This window comes from Streptomyces glaucescens, from assembly GCF_000761215.1.
Lineage (GTDB): Bacteria > Actinomycetota > Actinomycetes > Streptomycetales > Streptomycetaceae > Streptomyces > Streptomyces glaucescens_B.
Genome location: NZ_CP009438.1, coordinates 3,879,163 through 3,897,954 on the forward strand (window position 1 = coordinate 3,879,163; position 18,792 = coordinate 3,897,954).

General features: G+C 71.1%; 15 protein-coding genes and 1 tRNA gene. 11 read left to right on the plus strand and 5 right to left on the minus strand.

Annotated elements, in window-relative coordinates:
- Genes yidD through rpmH form a run of 3 tightly spaced genes read right to left on the minus strand, consistent with a single transcriptional unit; the run spans position 1 to position 926 of the window.
- Entirely contained in the window at positions 1–399 is a 399-nt protein-coding gene (gene yidD / locus SGLAU_RS16815) for a membrane protein insertion efficiency factor YidD (RefSeq protein WP_043502405.1), read from the minus strand.
- Complete coding sequence (gene rnpA / locus SGLAU_RS33665) at positions 396–767, minus strand: ribonuclease P protein component (protein ID WP_078957742.1); 372 nt, start codon at positions 765–767, stop codon at positions 396–398. The genes yidD and rnpA overlap by 4 nt, the downstream gene beginning before the upstream one ends.
- 21 nt (positions 768–788) lie before the next feature.
- Positions 789–926 carry a 50S ribosomal protein L34 gene (gene rpmH, locus SGLAU_RS33670; RefSeq protein WP_003956500.1) on the minus strand — a complete coding sequence of 46 codons (138 nt, stop codon included), beginning with the start codon at positions 924–926 and terminating at the stop codon, positions 789–791.
- 373 nt (positions 927–1,299) lie between these two features.
- On the opposite strand from rpmH, the gene dnaA reads away from it, so the two are divergent.
- From dnaA to SGLAU_RS16865, 9 genes are all read left to right on the plus strand, one after another.
- A complete protein-coding gene (gene dnaA / locus SGLAU_RS16825) occupies positions 1,300–3,228 on the plus strand; it encodes a chromosomal replication initiator protein DnaA (protein ID WP_078957743.1) in 1,929 nt (642 codons plus the stop codon).
- Positions 3,229–4,328: 1,100 nt separating this feature from the next.
- Entirely contained in the window at positions 4,329–5,459 is a 1,131-nt protein-coding gene (gene dnaN / locus SGLAU_RS16830) for a DNA polymerase III subunit beta (RefSeq protein WP_043502409.1), read from the plus strand.
- 189 nt (positions 5,460–5,648) lie between these two features.
- The gene (gene gnd / locus SGLAU_RS16835; RefSeq protein ID WP_043502410.1) at positions 5,649–6,524 is read left to right on the plus strand and encodes a phosphogluconate dehydrogenase (NAD(+)-dependent, decarboxylating); all 876 of its coding nucleotides are present in this window, start codon (positions 5,649–5,651) and stop codon (positions 6,522–6,524) included.
- Between the two features lie 82 nt (positions 6,525–6,606).
- Positions 6,607–7,728 carry a DNA replication/repair protein RecF gene (gene recF, locus SGLAU_RS16840; protein ID WP_043502411.1) on the plus strand — a complete coding sequence of 374 codons (1,122 nt, stop codon included), beginning with the start codon at positions 6,607–6,609 and terminating at the stop codon, positions 7,726–7,728.
- Complete coding sequence (locus tag SGLAU_RS16845) at positions 7,725–8,255, plus strand: DUF721 domain-containing protein (protein ID WP_043502413.1); 531 nt, start codon at positions 7,725–7,727, stop codon at positions 8,253–8,255. The genes recF and SGLAU_RS16845 overlap by 4 nt, the downstream gene beginning before the upstream one ends.
- Before the next feature lie 462 nt (positions 8,256–8,717).
- On the plus strand, positions 8,718–10,790 hold the full coding sequence (gyrB, locus tag SGLAU_RS16850) for a DNA topoisomerase (ATP-hydrolyzing) subunit B (protein ID WP_043502415.1): 2,073 nt from the start codon (positions 8,718–8,720) through the stop codon (positions 10,788–10,790).
- Positions 10,791–10,832: 42 nt separating this feature from the next.
- A complete protein-coding gene (gene gyrA / locus SGLAU_RS16855; RefSeq protein WP_043502416.1) occupies positions 10,833–13,427 on the plus strand; it encodes a DNA gyrase subunit A in 2,595 nt (864 codons plus the stop codon).
- An 18-nt stretch (positions 13,428–13,445) separates the two neighbouring features.
- On the plus strand, positions 13,446–14,198 hold the full coding sequence (locus SGLAU_RS16860; protein WP_078957744.1) for a DUF3566 domain-containing protein: 753 nt from the start codon (positions 13,446–13,448) through the stop codon (positions 14,196–14,198).
- A 98-nt stretch (positions 14,199–14,296) separates the two neighbouring features.
- Positions 14,297–14,373, plus strand: a tRNA-Ile gene (locus tag SGLAU_RS16865).
- A gap of 629 nt (positions 14,374–15,002) precedes the next feature.
- Here the strand turns inward: SGLAU_RS16865 and SGLAU_RS16870 are convergent.
- Entirely contained in the window at positions 15,003–15,380 is a 378-nt protein-coding gene (locus SGLAU_RS16870) for a DUF6344 domain-containing protein (protein ID WP_043502420.1), read from the minus strand.
- Positions 15,381–15,719: 339 nt separating this feature from the next.
- On the opposite strand from SGLAU_RS16870, the gene SGLAU_RS33680 reads away from it, so the two are divergent.
- Together SGLAU_RS33680 and SGLAU_RS16875 are read left to right on the plus strand one after the other, a co-directional pair.
- Positions 15,720–15,848, plus strand: coding sequence for a DLW-39 family protein (locus SGLAU_RS33680; RefSeq protein ID WP_003999697.1), 129 nt, complete (start codon positions 15,720–15,722; stop codon positions 15,846–15,848).
- Between the two features lie 164 nt (positions 15,849–16,012).
- Complete coding sequence (locus SGLAU_RS16875) at positions 16,013–17,299, plus strand: hypothetical protein (protein ID WP_244315223.1); 1,287 nt, start codon at positions 16,013–16,015, stop codon at positions 17,297–17,299.
- Here SGLAU_RS16875 and SGLAU_RS16880 read toward each other — a convergent pair.
- Complete coding sequence (locus SGLAU_RS16880; RefSeq protein ID WP_043502422.1) at positions 17,296–18,702, minus strand: serine/threonine-protein kinase; 1,407 nt, start codon at positions 18,700–18,702, stop codon at positions 17,296–17,298. The two genes, SGLAU_RS16875 and SGLAU_RS16880, sit on opposite strands and share 4 nt — an antisense overlap.
- Positions 18,703–18,792: the final 90 nt, after the last annotated feature.

Genomic DNA, 18,792 nt, shown 5'->3' on the forward strand with positions numbered 1-18,792 from the left:
TCATGCTCCTTGGGCATGGGACGGGGTCTCTGCGGCCGGGCTCGGAGGGACGTCGCTCGGAGGTCCGGTCCTCGGGGAACCGTCGCTCGTCGGAACATTCTCTTCGGTGGCCGTTTCGGCGGCGGAGGGCCCGCCCTTGCGTGCGCGCCAGGCGTTGCGCAGCATCTCGTGCCACCGTGGACGCTTGCGCGGCGGGACATGGTCCACGCCGCCCAGTGACCACGGATTGCAACGCAGGATGCGCCAGGCCGTGAGTGCGGTGCCCTTGAGAGCCCCGTGCCGGTCGATGGCCGTGTAGCCGTAGTGGGAACACGACGGGTAGTACTTGCACACCGGCCCGAGCAGCGGGCTGATGGTCCACTGGTAGAGCTTGATCAGCGCCAGCAGCGGGTACTTCATCGCGCGCCCCCTCCCAGCAGCCGCTGCAGAGCGGCGTCCAGGTCTTGGGCCAGTTGGGCGTGGTCGGCGTCACCCGCTCCGGGCAACGCGCGTACGACTACCAGGCTACCGGGGGGAAGCTGTGCGACTCGGTCGCGCATCAGATGGCGAAGCCTGCGCTTCACCTTGTTGCGCACGACCGCACCGCCCACCGCCTTGCTCACGACGAAACCCGCACGCGTCGGGGGAGCGCTCTCCCCAGGCGCGTGCGGGTCCGTGGCACCGCTTCGAAGGTGGACGACGAGGAGTGGGCGTCCGGCCCGGCGTCCTCGTCGTACCGCGGTCGCGAAGTCCTCGCGCCGCCTCAGCCGGTTCTCGGTGGGCAGCACGATGTCATGACCTGACCGGGATCAGGCGGACAGACGGGCGCGACCCTTGCTACGGCGGGACGCGAGAATCGCGCGGCCGGCACGGGTGCGCATACGCAGCCGGAAGCCGTGGGTCTTCGCGCGACGACGGTTGTTCGGCTGGAAGGTGCGCTTGCTCACTCGGGGGCTCCAGAAAGAATCGGTGGTGGCGGGGTGCCGTCCTGGCTGTCACCGTGCGCCCACGAGTAGCTCGCGTCACGCCCGAGTGCACCGCTTCCCGATCACCTGACGTGACCTGTGCCCATCGGAGGCAGGCGGCAGCAGCCATCGACAACTCGACCTGGTTACGGTACGCGCGGCTACGCCATCCGGTCAAACCGGCCGCGGGTGAGGGACACTATCCACAGGCTGGGGACAACGACTTGAACCGCACCGGTCGCCCTGACTACCGTGGCTGGACTCCGATTCGTTCCCTTATCCCTACCCACCCCGATTTACATCCCGACCCGTCCCACAACCACACGTTCGTGGGACCTGTGAGAGAGCGTGCCCTGTGGCTGACGTACCTGCCGATCTTGCCGCAGTGTGGCCACGCGTACTCGAGCAGCTCCTCGGCGAGGGCCGCGGACAGGGGGTGGAGGCCAAGGACGAGCACTGGATCCGGCGCTGCCAGCCGCTGGCCCTGGTCGCGGACACCGCGCTGCTCGCCGTGCCGAACGAGTTCGCGAAGGGCGTCCTGGAAGGCCGCCTCGCGCCGATCGTGAGCGAGACGCTGAGCCGCGAGTGCGGCCGCCCGATCCGCATCGCGATCACCGTCGACGACTCCGCGGGCGAGCCCCCGGCCCCCGCTCCGGCGCCGCCCGCGCCCCCCGCGCAGCCGCGCTACGAGGAGCCCGAGCTTCCGTCCGGCCCGTACGAACAGGGCTACGGCCGCCACCGCGCGGAGCCGCTGCCCGGCACCGACGACCAGCAACTCCCCGCCGCCCGCCCCGCCTACCCGGGGGAGTACCAGCGCCCCGAGCCGGGCGGCTGGCCGCGGCCGGCGCAGGACGAGTACGGCTGGCAGCAGCCGCGCCTCGGCTTCCCCGAGCGCGACCCCTACGCGACACCGCCGCAGGACGCCTACCGCTCCCCCGCCCAGGACACCTACGGGTCCGGGGGCGGCGAGGGCTACGGCTCGCAGCCGGGCGACGGTTACGGCCGGCATCGGCACGCGCCGTCCCACGACTACCGTCCGCAGGGCACCGACCGCCCGCCCTACGACCAGCAGCGCACCGAGCACGGTCCGTCCCGCGGCGACTACGAGCAGCAGGACGGCCGGCGCGACCTGCCCGAGCCCGCGTCCGGGAGTCCGGCGCACCGCGGCCAGGGCGGCGCCGCGCCCTCCGCGAGCGGCGCCCCCGGTCCGCTGGCGGCCCAGCCCGCCCCGGCGGCCGGCCCCGGCGAGCCGACCGCGCGGCTCAACCCCAAGTACCTCTTCGACACGTTCGTGATCGGCGCGTCGAACCGCTTCGCCCACGCGGCCGCGGTGGCCGTCGCCGAGGCGCCCGCGAAGGCGTACAACCCGCTGTTCATCTACGGCGAGTCCGGCCTCGGCAAGACGCACCTGCTGCACGCGATCGGGCACTACGCGCGCAGCCTCTACCCGGGCACGCGCGTGCGCTACGTGAGCTCCGAGGAGTTCACCAACGAGTTCATCAACTCCATTCGCGACGGCAAGGGCGACAGCTTCCGCAAGCGCTACCGCGAGATGGACATCCTGCTCGTCGACGACATCCAGTTCCTCGCGGACAAGGAGTCGACGCAGGAGGAGTTCTTCCACACCTTCAACACCCTGCACAACGCCAACAAGCAGATCGTGCTGTCCTCCGACCGGCCGCCGAAGCAGCTGGTCACGCTGGAGGACCGGCTGCGGAACCGGTTCGAGTGGGGTCTGATCACCGACGTTCAGCCGCCCGAGCTGGAGACCCGGATCGCGATCCTGCGCAAGAAGGCGGTGCAGGAGCAGCTGAACGCGCCGCCGGAGGTGCTGGAGTTCATCGCGTCCCGGATCTCGCGCAACATCCGCGAGCTGGAGGGCGCGCTGATCCGGGTGACGGCGTTCGCCTCGCTCAACCGGCAGCCGGTGGACCTGGGCCTGACGGAGATCGTCCTGAAGGACCTGATCCCGGGGGGCGAGGACTCGGCGCCCGAGATCACCTCGACGGCGATCATGGGGGCCACGGCGGACTACTTCGGGCTGACCGTGGAGGACCTGTGCGGCACCTCGCGCGGGCGCGCGCTGGTCACCGCCCGGCAGATCGCGATGTACCTGTGCCGTGAGCTGACGGACCTGTCCCTGCCGAAGATCGGCGCGTTGTTCGGCGGCCGGGACCACACCACGGTCATGCACGCCGACCGGAAGATCCGCAATCTGATGGCCGAGCGGCGCTCCATCTACAACCAGGTGACCGAGCTGACGAACCGCATCAAGAACGGCTGACGACGCCGCCCGCGGCACCGAGGGCGCCCCTGGAGGAAATCCGGGGGCGCCCTTCGTCATGCCTGCGTGGCGCGACCGTCCGTGGCGTGCGTCCCGCGACCGTCCGTGGCATGCGTCCCACGGCGGGGGAGCACACCCTCCACGGCCTCGATCCGCGGCACGGCATCAGCTGGGCGCCCGGGCCGGTCATCGGACGGGGCGCCGGACCGACCGTCGGACGGGGCGCCGGACCGACCGTCGGACGGGGCCCCGGACCGGGCTTCCCGCCGGGCCGGCGGCGGGCCGAGCCGTGCCGCCGCCGTTCCCGCCGGCCACCGGCTGTTCGATTACCTGCCGGGTTACGGCCGCCCTCCACAGATTCGGTGACTTTCTTCCGTCCACATACTGGGGACTGCGAAGTTGTCCAGATCGCATCCACAGACAGGCCTGTTGAAAGACGATCAGACCAGGTCAGGCCCTTGTGGATTCGTGGACGAACGATCTCCACAGCTTGTGGACAACGCGGCGGTCCACAAGCTGTGCACGGGGTTGTCCACCGGCGGCCCACAGGCTGGGGGCGGTTGTCCCCAGTGATCCCCAGCTTCTCCACATGCCTGTCCACTGTTCGGCAACGCGGCGTGCCTGATCACCACGTCGAGTGAAAGGCGTCACACGAAGGTGCCGGGTTGGGCTGTGGGAAAGGCGGGTAAAGCTGGGGACGGTGCTGGGGAGAAGTCGCCCCGGCCTGTGCACGGGGTGTGCAGAACTTTCCGTTCTCCACAGAGGCGCCCGGTTGTCCACCGGTGCCGCCCACAGGGCCCGTGGACAAAATCTCCGCGCTGAGCTGGGCAAACGTGGTTATCCACGGTATCCACAGGCCCTACTACTACGAACGACCAGAGAGAGCTCGGAATCCGTTTCGAAGAGGGCCCTGTGCACAACTCGCTCTTCGCGGCCCGGCTGCCCCTCGGCACGACTTGACCCCGAGAGGCACCTACTGTCAGTGCGGTGCGTCAGACTGGTCCCCGGTGTCCTTCCCCGCCACGGGGCCGGCGACACCGAGACAGACGACGAAGCGAAGCAGGGCGAGAAGCGCCGGCAACAGCAGGAGGCGGCTTACGGTGAAGATCCGGGTGGAACGCGACGTACTCGCGGAGGCAGTGGCCTGGGCGGCGCGCAGCCTCCCGGCCCGACCGCCGGCGCCTGTCCTCGCGGGCCTGCTGCTGAAGGCCGAGGACGGCCAGCTGAGCCTGTCCAGCTTCGACTACGAGGTCTCCGCGCGGGTCAGCGTGGAGGCCGAGGTCGAGGAGGACGGCACGGTGCTGGTCTCCGGCCGCCTGCTCGCCGACATCTCCCGGGCGCTCCCCAACCGCCCGGTGGAGATTTCCACAGACGGTGTACGGGCGACCGTGGTCTGCGGCTCCTCCCGCTTCACCCTCCACACCCTGCCGGTGGAGGAGTACCCGGCGCTGCCGCAGATGCCGAACGCGACCGGCACGGTCCCGGGCGAGGTCTTCGCCTCCGCCGTGCAGCAGGTGGCGATCGCCGCGGGCCGCGACGACACGCTGCCCGTCCTGACCGGTGTGCGCATCGAGATCGAGGGCGACACGGTCACCCTGGCCTCCACCGACCGCTACCGCTTCGCGGTCCGCGAGTTCCTGTGGAAGCCGGAGAACCCGGACGCCTCCGCGGTCGCCCTGGTGCCCGCCAAGACGCTCCTGGACACGGCCAAGTCGCTGGGCGCCGGGGACAGCGTCACGCTGGCGCTCTCGGGCTCCGGCGCGGGCGAGGGCCTGATCGGCTTCGAGGGCGCGGGCCGCCGGACGACCACGCGGCTGCTGGAAGGCGACCTCCCGAAGTACCGCACGCTGTTCCCGACCGAGTTCAACAGCATCGCCGTGATCGAGACCGCCCCCTTCGTGGAGGCCGTCAAGCGCGTGGCCCTGGTCGCCGAGCGCAACACCCCGGTGCGGCTCAGCTTCGAGCAGGGCGTGCTCATCCTGGAGGCCGGCTCCAGCGACGACGCACAGGCTGTGGAAAGGGTCGACGCCCAGCTGGAGGGCGACGACATCTCGATCGCCTTCAACCCGACCTTCCTGCTCGACGGTCTGAGCGCGATCGACTCCCCGGTGGCCCAGCTGTCGTTCACCACGTCCACCAAGCCGGCGCTGCTCAGCGGCAGGCCCGCGCTGGACGCGGAGGCGGACGAGGCCTACAAGTACCTGATCATGCCGGTCAGGCTCAGCGGCTGACGTTCTCCACAGCTGGGGAAACCGCAGGTCAGGGCTGGTGTGCGGATGAGCGCGCAGGCCCACAGGTGTGCACGGAGGACCGGGTTTAGGCTCGGACCGAAGGACGTCGCCGCCGGTGCGGGAAACCGCCCGGCGGGCCGTCCCGAGCCGTACCGGCACGCCACCTCGGACACCTAAGGAACACAACTGATGGAGCTCGGTCTCATCGGCCTCGGCAAGATGGGCGGCAACATGCGCGAGCGGATCCGCCGCGCGGGCCACACCGTCGTCGGCTACGACCGCAACCCCGACCTCGCCGATGTCCACAGCCTGGAAGAGCTCGTGGGCAAGCTCAAGGGCCCGCGCGTGGTCTGGGTCATGGTCCCGGCGGGCGCGGCCACCCAGTCGACCATCGACCGGCTCGCCGAGCTGCTGGAGCCCGGCGACATCGTCGTGGACGGCGGCAACTCGCGCTGGACGGACGACGAGAAGCACGCCGCGGAGCTGGCCGCCAAGGGCATCGGCTTCGTCGACTGCGGCGTCTCCGGCGGCGTCTGGGGCCTGGAGAACGGGTACGCGCTGATGTACGGCGGCGACAAGGAGCACGTCGCCAGGGTGCAGCCGATCTTCGACGCGCTGAAGCCGGAGGGCGACTTCGGCTCGGTACACGCCGGCAAGGTCGGCGCGGGCCACTTCGCGAAGATGGTCCACAACGGCATCGAGTACGCCATGATGCAGGCCTACGCCGAGGGCTGGGAGCTGCTGGAGAAGGTGGACTCCGTGGAGAACGTCCGCGAGGTCTTCCGCTCCTGGCAGGAGGGCACGGTCATCCGTTCCTGGCTGCTGGACCTGGCGGTCAACGCCCTCGACGAGGACGAGCACCTGGACGAGCTGCGCGGTTACGCACAGGACTCCGGCGAGGGCCGGTGGACCGTGGAGGCCGCCATCGACAACGCCGTGCCGCTGCCCGCGATCACGGCTTCCCTGTTCGCCCGGTTCGCCTCGCGGCAGGAGGACTCGCCGCAGATGAAGATGATCGCCGCGCTGCGCAACCAGTTCGGCGGCCACGCGGTCGAGAAGAAGTAGTCCACACCCTGGGGAAACCCGGGGGACGCAAGGGAATCCCGGGGCGACCCGGGGCACCACGCCGAGGAGGTCGGCGACCGCCATGCACGTCACGCATCTGTCGCTGGCCGACTTCCGCTCGTACGCCCGGGCCGAGGTCCCGCTCGACCCGGGCGTCACCGCGTTCGTCGGTCCCAACGGCCAGGGCAAGACGAACCTGGTCGAGGCCGTCGGCTACCTCGCCACCCTCGGCAGCCACCGCGTCTCCTCCGACGCCCCCCTGGTGCGTATGGGCGCCGAGCGGGCCGTGGTGCGCGCCCAGGTCCGGCAGGGCGAGCGACAGCAGCTGATCGAGCTGGAGCTGAATCCCGGCAAGGCCAACCGGGCCCGTATCAACCGGTCCTCGCAGGTCAGGCCGCGTGACGTGCTGGGCATTCTGCGCACCGTGCTGTTCGCGCCGGAGGATCTCGCGCTGGTGAAGGGCGACCCCGGGGAGCGGCGCCGCTTCCTCGACGAGCTGATCACCGCCCGCTCCCCGCGCATGGCGGGCGTGCGCTCGGACTACGACCGGGTCCTCAAACAGCGCAACACCCTGCTGAAGACGGCCGCGCTCGCGCGTCGCCACGGCGGCCGCTCCATGGACCTGTCCACCCTGGACGTCTGGGACCAGCATCTCGCGCGCGCGGGTGCCGAACTGCTCGCCCAGCGCCTGGACCTGATCAACGCGATCCAGCCGCTCGCCGACAAGGCGTACGAGCAGCTGGCTCCCGGCGGCGGTCCGGTGTCGCTGGAGTACCGGCCGTCCGCGCCGGGCGAGGCGCACACGCGCGAGGCGCTGTTCGAGCAGCTCACGGCCGCGCTCGCCGAGGTCCGCAAGCAGGAGATCGAACGGGGCGTCACCCTGGTGGGACCCCACCGGGACGATCTGCTGCTCAAGCTCGGCGAGCTGCCCGCCAAGGGGTACGCCTCGCACGGCGAGTCATGGTCCTACGCGCTGGCGCTGCGCCTGGCCTCCTACGACCTGCTGCGCGCCGAGGGCAACGAGCCGGTGCTGATCCTGGACGACGTCTTCGCCGAGCTGGACGCCCGCCGCCGGGAGCGGCTGGCCGAGCTGGTCGCGCCCGGCGAGCAGGTGCTGGTGACGGCGGCGGTCGACGACGACGTCCCGCAGGTGCTGGCCGGCGCGCGGTACGCGGTGTCCGGTGGGACGGTGGAACGCGTATGAGCGAGCGGGAACCGAAGCGGGCGGCCGAGCCGTCCGGCGTCGACCTCGCGCGGGTGGCGCTGCGGGCGGCGAAGGAGGCGGCACGCGCGCGTGGGGACGCCGCGCAGCAGCGGAAGCAGGCGCGGCGGGGCGGTGGCCTGCGCTCCGGGGCGCGTGCCGACGGCCGTGACCCGATGGCGCTCGGCGCGGCCATCAACCGGCTGCTCACCGAGCGCGGCTGGGAGGCGCCGGCCGCGGTGGGCGGGGTGATGGGCCGCTGGCCGGAGATCGTCGGCGAGGACCTGGCCAAGCACTGTGTGCCGGAGCGGTACGACGAGGACGAGCGGGTGCTGGTGGTGCGCTGCGACTCGACCGCCTGGGCGACGAACCTGCGGCTGCTGGCCCCGCAGCTGGTGGCCCGGCTCAACGAGGACCTGGGGCACGGCTCGGTCCGGATGATCAAGGTGCTGGGGCCGGGCGGGCCGGTCCGCCGCTACGGTCCGCTGCGCGCCCCGGGCAGCACGGGACCCGGCGACACGTACGGCTGAGTCCCGCCCGTCGGGAGCAGCGCGGTCCGGGACGGGCGGGACGGTCGAGCCGCGACCCCGCTCACCGGCACACGTGACCGACTTCACGTTCACATCGGTCTCGCCAGTCCCATCGGTCCCTTTTGCCACACAAGTCACTGTCTTGTCGTACAACCGCACGCGCATGCGATTTCGGATGTGACCGAGGGGTAGCTAAGGGTTGACACCTCAAAGCGCTGGGTGCCGCTGTGAGCCTCTTGGAGCCCCCATCTGCATATCGGGACCCGATCGAGGACGGTTCAGGGCGGCACATGCGGACTCAGGTACCGGCAAACCCCCATCACTGTCAGTGCTACCGGTAGACTGGAAGACAATCCCGCCCCGAACGTGGGGACCGCCCGGGAAACGCTGAGCAACGCTGATCAAGGCTTACCAACGCAACATGCCGCAGCCGCTCCGGCAACCCGCCGACGAGCCCGGCTCGTGCTGTGCCAGAAAGGGCGCTTCGTGGCCGATTCCGGCAACCCCAACGAGAACATCCCGTCCACCGAGGCCATGGCCACAGGCGCCGAGGCCTCTGCCTCTGCGTCCTACGACGCCAGCGCCATCACCGTCCTCGAGGGTCTGGACGCGGTCCGCAAGCGACCCGGTATGTACATCGGTTCCACCGGTGAGCGCGGCCTGCACCACCTCGTGTACGAGGTCGTCGACAACTCCGTCGACGAGGCCCTGGCCGGTCACGCGGACACGATCGACGTCACGATCCTCGCCGACGGCGGCGTGCGCGTCGTCGACAACGGCCGAGGCATCCCGGTCGGCATCGTCCCCTCCGAGGGCAAGCCGGCCGTCGAGGTCGTGCTGACCGTGCTGCACGCGGGCGGCAAGTTCGGTGGCGGCGGCTACGCGGTCTCCGGTGGTCTGCACGGTGTCGGCGTCTCGGTCGTGAACGCGCTGTCGAGCAAGGTGTCCGTCGAGGTCAAGACCGACGGTCACCGGTGGACGCAGGACTACAAGATGGGCGTGCCGACCGCCCCGCTGGCCAAGCACGAGGCCACGGACGAGACCGGCACCTCGGTCACCTTCTGGGCCGACGGCGACATCTTCGAGACCACCGAGTACTCGTTCGAGACGCTGTCGCGGCGTTTCCAGGAGATGGCGTTCCTGAACAAGGGACTGACCATCAAGCTCACCGACGAGCGCGACTCGGCGAAGGCCACGGCCGGCGCGGACGAGGCGGGCGCGGACGAGAACGACGAGCCGAAGACCGTCACGTACCACTACGAGGGCGGCATCGTCGACTTCGTGAAGTACCTCAACTCCCGCAAGGGAGACGTGGTGCACCCCACCGTCATCGACCTGGAGGCGGAGGACAGGGACAAGAGCCTGTCCCTCGAGGTCGCGATGCAGTGGAACAGCGGCTACAGCGAGGGCGTCTACTCCTTCGCCAACATCATCCACACCCACGAGGGCGGCACCCACGAAGAGGGCTTCCGCGCGGCGCTGACGAACCTGATCAACAAGTACGCGCGCGACAAGAAGCTGCTCCGCGAGAAGGACGACAACCTCACGGGCGACGACATCCGCGAGGGCCTGACCGCGATCATCTCGGTGAAGCTCAGCGAGCCGCAGTTCGAGGGCCAGACCAAGACCAAGCTGGGCAACACGGAGGCGAAGACCTTCGTCCAGAAGGCGGTCTACGAGCACCTCAACGACTGGCTGGACCGCAACCCGAACGAGGCCGCGGACATCGTCCGCAAGGGCATCCAGGCGGCCACCGCGCGCGTGGCCGCCCGCAAGGCGCGCGACCTGACCCGCCGCAAGGGCCTGCTGGAGACGGCGTCGCTGCCGGGCAAGCTGTCCGACTGCCAGTCGAACGACCCGACCAAGTGCGAGATCTTCATCGTCGAGGGTGACTCCGCCGGCGGTTCGGCCAAGTCCGGCCGCAACCCCGAGTACCAGGCGATCCTCCCGATCCGGGGCAAGATCCTCAACGTCGAGAAGGCGCGGATCGACAAGATCCTGCAGAACCAGGAGATCCAGGCGCTGATCTCGGCCTTCGGCACCGGAGTCCACGAGGACTTCGACATCGAGAAGCTGCGCTATCACAAGATCATCCTGATGGCGGACGCCGACGTCGACGGCCAGCACATCAACACGCTGCTGCTGACCTTCCTGTTCCGCTTCATGCGCCCGCTGGTCGAGGCGGGCCACGTGTACCTGTCCCGGCCCCCGCTCTACAAGATCAAGTGGGGCCGTGAGGACGTCGAGTACGCGTACTCCGACCGTGAGCGCGACGCACTGATCGAGATGGGCCGCCAGCGCGGCAAGCGCATCCGCGAGGACTCCATCCAGCGCTTCAAGGGCCTCGGCGAGATGAACGCCGAGGAGCTGCGCGTGACCACCATGGACCAGGAGCACCGCGTCCTCGGCCAGGTCACCCTCGACGACGCCGCCCAGGCCGACGAACTGTTCTCGGTCCTCATGGGCGAGGACGTCGAGGCCCGCCGCGCCTTCATCCAGCGCAACGCCAAGGACGTCCGCTTCCTCGACATCTGAGTCGGTCTCAGCTGACCGCACCAGGAAGGATCCTCACCAGCAATGACCGACGAGAACACTCCCGTCACCCCTGAGCAGGGCGGCGAGGTCGCCATGCGCGTCGAGCCCGTCGGGCTCGAGACGGAGATGCAGCGCTCGTATCTCGACTACGCGATGTCCGTCATCGTCTCGCGTGCGCTGCCGGACGTCCGGGACGGCCTCAAGCCCGTCCACCGCCGCGTGCTGTACGCCATGTACGACGGCGGCTACCGGCCCGAGCGCGGCTTCTACAAGTGCGCCCGCGTCGTCGGCGACGTCATGGGCAACTACCACCCGCACGGTGACAGCTCCATCTACGACGCCCTGGTCCGCCTGGCCCAGCCCTGGTCGATGCGCATGCCGCTCGTCGACTCCAACGGCAACTTCGGCTCCCCGGGCAACGACCCGGCCGCGGCCATGCGGTACACCGAGTGCAAGATGGCGCCGCTGTCGATGGAGATGGTCCGCGACATCGACGAGGAGACCGTCGACTTCACGGACAACTACGACGGCCGCTCCCAGGAGCCGACCGTCCTGCCGTCCCGCTTCCCGAACCTGCTGATCAACGGCTCGGCCGGCATCGCGGTCGGCATGGCGACCAACATCCCGCCGCACAACCTGCGCGAGGTCGCCGCCGGCGCCCAGTGGTACCTGGAGAACCCCGAGGCGTCCCACGAGGAGCTGCTGGACGCGCTCATCGAGCGCATCAAGGGCCCCGACTTCCCGACGGGCGCCCTGGTCGTCGGCCGCAAGGGCATCGAGGAGGCGTACCGCACCGGGCGCGGCTCGATCACCATGCGCGCGGTCGTCGAGGTCGAGGAGATCCAGAACCGCCAGTGCCTGGTGGTCACGGAGCTGCCGTACCAGGTCAACCCCGACAACCTCGCCCAGAAGATCGCCGACCTCGTCAAGGACGGCAAGATCGGCGGCATCGCGGACGTCCGCGACGAGACGTCGTCGCGCACCGGCCAGCGCCTGGTGATCGTCCTCAAGCGGGACGCGGTCGCCAAGGTCGTCCTGAACAACCTGTACAAGCACACCGACCTGCAGACCAACTTCGGCGCCAACATGCTGGCGCTGGTCGACGGCGTGCCGCGCACCCTCTCCCTGGACGCGTTCATCCGCCACTGGGTGACGCACCAGATCGAGGTCATCGTCCGCCGGACGAAGTTCCGGCTGCGCAAGGCCGAGGAGCGGGCGCACATCCTGCGCGGCCTGCTCAAGGCCCTGGACGCCATCGACGAGGTCATCGCGCTGATCCGGCGCAGCGAGACCGTCGAGATCGCGCGCGGCGGCCTGATGGAGCTGCTGGAGATCGACGAGATCCAGGCGAACGCGATCCTGGAGATGCAGCTCCGCCGGCTCGCGGCCCTGGAGCGGCAGAAGATCGTCCAGGAGCACGACGAGCTCCAGGCGAAGATCACCGAGTACAACGAGATCCTGGCCTCGCCGGTCCGCCAGCGCGGCATCGTCAGCGAGGAGCTGGCCGCGCTCGTCGAGAAGTACGGCGACGACCGCAAGACCCAGCTCGTGCCCTACGACGGTGACATGTCCATCGAGGACCTGATCGCCGAGGAGGACATCGTCGTCACCGTCACGCGCGGCGGCTACGTCAAGCGCACCAAGACGGACGACTACCGCGCCCAGAAGCGCGGCGGCAAGGGTGTGCGCGGGGCGAAGCTGAAGGAAGACGACATCGTCGACCACTTCTTCGTCTCCACCACGCACCACTGGCTGCTGTTCTTCACGAACAAGGGCCGGGTCTACCGCGCGAAGGCGTACGAGCTGCCGGACGCCGGCCGGGACGCGCGCGGTCAGCACGTCGCGAACCTGCTGGCCTTCCAGCCGGACGAGGCGATCGCCGAGATCCTCGCGATCCGCGACTACGAGGCGGCGCCGTACCTGGTCCTGGCCACCAAGGCGGGCCTGGTGAAGAAGACCCCGCTGAAGGACTACGACTCCCCGCGCTCGGGCGGTGTCATCGCCATCAACCTGCGCGAGCGGGAGGACGGTTCGGACGACGAGCTGATCGGGGCGGAGCTGGCCTCGGCCGACGACGACCTGCTGCTCATCAGCAAGAAGGCGCAGTCGATCCGGTTCACGGCGACGGACGAGTCGCTGCGCCCGATGGGCCGTGCCACCTCGGGTGTGAAGGGCATGAGTTTCCGCGAGGGAGACGAACTGCTCTCGATGAATGTGGTGCGACCCGGTACGTTCGTGTTCACTGCCACCGACGGCGGGTACGCGAAGCGGACCGCTGTCGACGAGTACCGCGTCCAGGGACGCGGCGGCCTCGGCATCAAGGCCGCCAAGATCGTCGAGGACCGCGGTTCGCTCGTCGGTGCGCTGGTGGTCGAGGAGACCGACGAGATCCTCGCCATCACGCTGTCCGGCGGTGTGATTCGTACGCGAGTCAACGAGATCAGGGAGACGGGCCGTGACACCATGGGCGTCCAACTGATCAATCTGGGCAAGCGCGATGCCGTCGTGGGCATCGCTCGTAACGCCGAGGCGGGACGTGAGGCGGAGGAGGTCGACGGCGACGTGGCCGTCGACGAGACCGCCGAGGGTGCCGGGACCACCGGCACGGACGAGGGTGAGGCGCCCTCGGCCGAGTAGCACGAGGAGTGAGTCAGCGTGAGCGGAGCCACGGGCGCCGGATCGGCCGGTACCCCGACGGGTCGGACGCCCGGTCGGGAAGCGGACGGCGGCGGCCGTGGCTCCGCCGCGCAGGTGACGGACCCGCAGACGACCAATCTGCAGGCGGTCAAGTCGCCCAAGAAGACGAGGAAGACTCCCTCGCCCGACACGCATGGATCCCAGGGGGGAACTGTGACGGACACCCGAGGCCCGCAGACCCAGCAGCCGGGGGCCTCGCCGCTGCCGGGTGAACGGCAGCCGCAGCAGCCCGCCGGGCCGTACCACCCGCCGCAGGCCTACCCCGGGCAGGGACAGGCGGAACAGGACGCGGCGGGCGGCGCGGTGCGCCGGCCGCGCACCGGGGCGCGCACCCTGCCGCGCGTGCGCAAGGCGCGGCTGCGGGTGGCGAAGGCCGACCCGTGGTCGGTCATGAAGGTGAGCTTCCTGCTGTCGATCGCGCTGGGCATCTGCACCATCGTGGCGGCGGCCGTGCTGTGGATGGTCATGGACGCGATGGGCGTCTTCTCGACCGTCGGCGGCACCATCTCGGAGGCGACCGGCTCCAACGAGTCCAACGGCTTCGACCTGCAGGCCTTCCTCTCGCTGCCGAACGTCCTCATGTTCACCTCGATCATCGCGGTCATCGACGTCGTCCTCGCGACGGCCCTGGCCACCCTCGGCGCGTTCATCTACAACCTGTCCGCGGGCTTCGTCGGCGGGGTGGAGCTGACGCTCGCCGAGGACGAGTGACCCCTGCCAGAGCCCCCCGGCCATCGATTTTGGGACTGGCCCGGTCGTGCGCTAATCTTCAGGAGTCAGCGCGCGGGACACACACCGCAGAGCGCGGCGGGGCTATAGCTCAGTTGGTTAGAGCGCATCCCTGATAAGGATGAGGCCACAGGTTCAAATCCTGTTAGCCCCACCAGCACGAAGACCCCCGGTCCACTTGGGCCGGGGGTCTTCGGCGTCCGCGGGCCGCCGGCCGGCCGGTGAGGGCGAGTGACCCCGGTCGGTCCGGGCCGGGCCGGGCCGTTCCGGTGCCGGCCGACCGGATTGGCGGCCGCGTCGGGCAGGGGCCCGCGGTCACCGGTGCCGCCAGCTGGTGGGCGCACCGGCCGGCCCCCGCTGGCTTCCGCCCGGCGTCATGAGGAAGGGGCGCAGAAGCACGAGGGTCCGGTCACGGGATGAGGAATGGGCGCAGAAGCACGAAGGCCCGGTCACCGTGGGGTGACCGGGCGGCTTCGTGAGGGCGGTACGCGATTCGCCGTGCTGACAGGTGGAGCGGAGAGGTTTCGGGCAGGGGGCCCGCGGTCACCGGTGCCGCCGGCCGGTGGGCGCACCGGCCGGCCCCCGCCGGCTTCCGCCCGGCGTCATGAGGAAGGGGCGCAGAAGCACGAGGGTCCGGTCACGGGATGAGGGACGGGCGCAGAAGCACGAAGGCCCGGTCACCGTGGGGTGACCGGGCGGCTTCGTGAGGGCGGTACGCGATTCGCCGTGCTGACAGGTGGAGCGGAGAGGTTTCGGGTTCGGGCGGGGCGGGGCGGGGAGCGGCGCTCAGCGCTGGAGCGGCGGTGCGACCGGCTCCTGTGCCTCGCCCGGGGGCTCGGCGATCACGGGGGCGCAGTCGGCGGCCGCCGGTGCGGCGTCGGTGAGCGGGCGGTGCCGGCAGGTCGGGGAGGCGCCGTGCGCCTCCGCCCGGATCCGCTGCTTCATCGTGGGCGGCAGGGCCGTGGCGTGGGACCAGAGCCAGGGGACCGTCGCCTGTGTCGTCACCGGAGCGGTCGCGGTGGTGCCGGCGCCGCTGTTGCGGGAGGAGTCGGTCTGGGGTACGGCCGCGGCGGCGGTCGTGGTGACGAGTCCGAGCGCGGTGCACAGCGCGAGGAAGGCGGTGACGAAGGCGGTCCACAGCTTCATGACCGTGGTGCGGGCCATGGGTCCCTCACTTTCGGGTTGGGCGATTTGCGTACTTTCCTCATGATGTGTATGGGGGTCGCGAAGTGGTGGACCGACGCCCGCGCCGCGGCGATGTTCCGATGAACACCACTCGAATGGCGGCAAAGGGGGAAATCAATCCCAGAGAGGGAGCAATGAGGCATTCCGTCACGCGGGGTGATGGTGCGGTCACCGTCCGGCCGGAAGGGTCTCTGCCGCCGCCAGGGCGGTGCGCCGGGCGGGAGTTGGGCCCCGGACACAGGTCACCGATCGGTATCGGTCGGTGTGTATAGTCGAGCGCCAGAGGTCCCCTACGTCAACGAAAGACGAGGTCGCGCGGTGAAGAAGCTTCTCCTGGTCGCACTGGCCGCCATCGGCGGGCTCCTCGTGTACCGCCAGATCCAGGCGGATCGCGCCGAGCAGGACCTGTGGACGGAGGCGACCGACTCCGTGCCCACGGGTTCCTGACCACCGACAAGTCCCTCCGGGCACCCGGCACAGCCCGAGCACCCGGAACAGTCTGAACAGACCCCGGCCGCCGACGCGGTCGGGGTTTCGTGTGTGGACGGTGAGGACGCCTGGGTAAGGGGGCCCGCGTGAGGTGGTGTCGTTCATCGGCGGTACGCGCGCGCGTGACCGTCACCGGGGTGGTATTGGGGACGCTGACCGCGCTGACGACGCTTCCGGTGTCGGCGGCCCCGCACAGGAGCACGCACACCGTCCCCCACGCGGACGCGGACGGCCGGGCGTACGGGTTCGCGGCCGACGCCCGGCGCGTGCCGGGCGCGACGGGCACCACCGACGCCGCCCTCCTGGAGCCCGGCGGCACCTACCGCAGCACCCTCCCGGCCGGCGGCGCCGCCTACTACCGCCTCGACCTGGACAGCGAGTCGACCGCGTACGTCTCCGCCACCGCCGTCCCCGGCCCCGCAGCCACCGTCTCCGCCTCCGACGGCATCAAGGTGTCCGTGCAGGACACCGACAGCCACTCCTGCTCCTACGACAGGGCCACCGTCGGCGCCTCCCGCAGCCCGCGGCCGATCACCGCCTGGGGCGCGCGCGAGGCCGGCAAGCCACGCTGCGCGGGCTCCGGGACGTACTACGTCGTCGTCGAACGCACGGGTGCGACGACCGGTCCGGCGCCCGAGCCGTGGGAACTGGAGCTGACCGTCGCCACCGAACCCCGCCCCGCGCGGGCCGGCGCCACCAGCGCGCCGGAGGACTGGGACTCCGCCTCCCCCGCACCGCCCGGTGGCCGGCCCGAGCGGCGGCCCGGCGGATCAGGGTTCGGTTCGGCGACCGCCGTCGGGCAGGGCGTGTGGAGCGCCGGCATCGAACCGGGGCAGACGCTGTTCTACGCGGTCCCCGTCGACTGGGGCCAGCAGCTGTACGCCACCGCCGAACTGGGCAGCGCGAGCGGCACCGGCCACCGCTTCACGGCCGCCGCGCTGAACCTCTCCCTGCACAACCCCGTGCGGGCCCTCGTCGAGGACGCGGGCACCGGATACGACGGCAGACAGCGGTCGGCCGCGCTCGGTCCGCTGCCACCGGTCGACTACGCCAACCGCCACGCCCCGGTTGAACGGGTGCGCGGGCTGCGCTTCGCCGGCTCCCACTACCTGGTCGTGCATCTGGCCGCCCAGGTCGCCGAGAAGGTCGGCCCGGGGCCGTACGGGCTCACGCTGCGGGTGCGCGTACGGGGGGACGCCCACGACGGCCCGCTGTACGCCGGCCGGCCGGTGCCCGCGGAAATCTTCGAGGTGTCGGACGGGGAGCGGCAGGCCCCGGCGGGCGGCACCGGGGGAGGCGGGGGCCTGATCACGGCGCTCGCGGTGGGCGGGCTCGGCGCGGGAACCGCGATCCTGGCGGGGCTCGCGGTGTGGACCGTACGGGCGCGGCGCCACGCGGACGCTCCCTAGAGCTGCGCCAGGGCCCAGAAGCCCACGGCGTAACACGCGAGGGCCAGCAGCAGGAGGGGGACCGTCACTTTGGCGGGCGGGCCGGGGCGGCGGGCCGCCGCGTGCGAGCGGCGGCGCGAGTCGCGCGGCGCGGGGAGGGGGGCCCGCGGGTCCCGGGCGGTGTACGAAGCGGTGGGGGCGTCGGCGGGCTGCCACGGGGGCGGTGGTGGCGCGGGCACCGGGACAGGCGCCGGGGCCGTGGAGGGCGGTCGCGGCTCGTGTGACCCGGGGGACAGCGGATGAGCGGCGTGGGACGGTGCGGAGGGTGCCGGCGCGGGCGGCGGCAAGGGGAAGCTGCCGGTGTCCGGCCCGCCGGTGCCGGGGATCCGCGGGGGAGCGGGCGGCTGCCGCGGTGCGTCGGTCCAGGACGGTACGGAAGCCGTGCCGGGCCAGGGTGACGCGGCCAGGGACGGGGGCACCGGGGCGTCGCCCGGTCGCGCGGTGGCCCTCGGGCCGGGCGCGGTGCGCAGGCCGGGCGCGGTCCGCAGCGGCCCGTCCGGGCCGAATCCCTCCGGCAGCGGGCCGAGTTGGTCGAAGATCTCGATCAGCTCGTCGTCCGGACCGGGCTCGGGCAGGAGTTCCGCGGCGGCGGCGAGTGCCTTGCGCGCCCCGGTGGCCGTGCGGAAGCGGGCCCGCGGGTCCGGTTGCAGCAGCGTCGCCACGACCTGCCACAGCGGCTCGGGGACGCCCTTCGGCGGCCCGGGCGTCCCCAGCTCCGCGAAGTACCGCACCAGGGCGCCGACGTCCGGCTTGGCGCCCTCCAGCAGGTACAGCGCGACCAGCCCCACCGCGAACAGATCCGCGGGGAAGTCCGGTTCGGCGCCCATCATCTGCTCCGGCGCCAGGTAGCCGGGCGTCCCCACGACGAGGTGGGTCTCGGTCAGCCGCGGCTCGCCGAACCGCATCGCGATGCCGAAGTCGGACAGCCGCAGCCTGGGCCGGCCGGTGCCGGTCGCCTCCAGCAGGACGTTGGCGGGCTTGATGTCCCGGTGCACCACGCCCTCGGCGTGCACCGCGGAGAGCCCGGACAGCAGCTGGTCCAGCAGGGTGCAGACGAAGGCGGGCGGCAGCGGCCCGTAGTCCCCGACCAGGTGGACCAGGGAGCCGCCCGTGACCAGGTCCATGGTGAACAGGACCTTGTCGTCGTCGGCGGCCCAGCTGGCGGGGGCCAGCACATGGGGGTGGTCGATGCGCAGCGCCTGCTCGCGGACGAAGCGGAGCAGTGCGTGCGCGTCGCTCTGCCGGAGCACCTTGGCGGCGACATAGCGGCGGCGCCGGTGGTCCCAGGCGCGCCAGACGGCGCCGGTCCCGCCGCGCCCGATCGGATCGGCCAGTTCGTACCGGCCGGCGAAGACCTCACCCATCGCTGTGTGCCGCTCCTCCCCCTGACCCCCTGCGTCCCCCCTTGCATTCCCCGGTTGCCCGTCCTTCCCCCCTGTCCCCCGCTCCGGGCT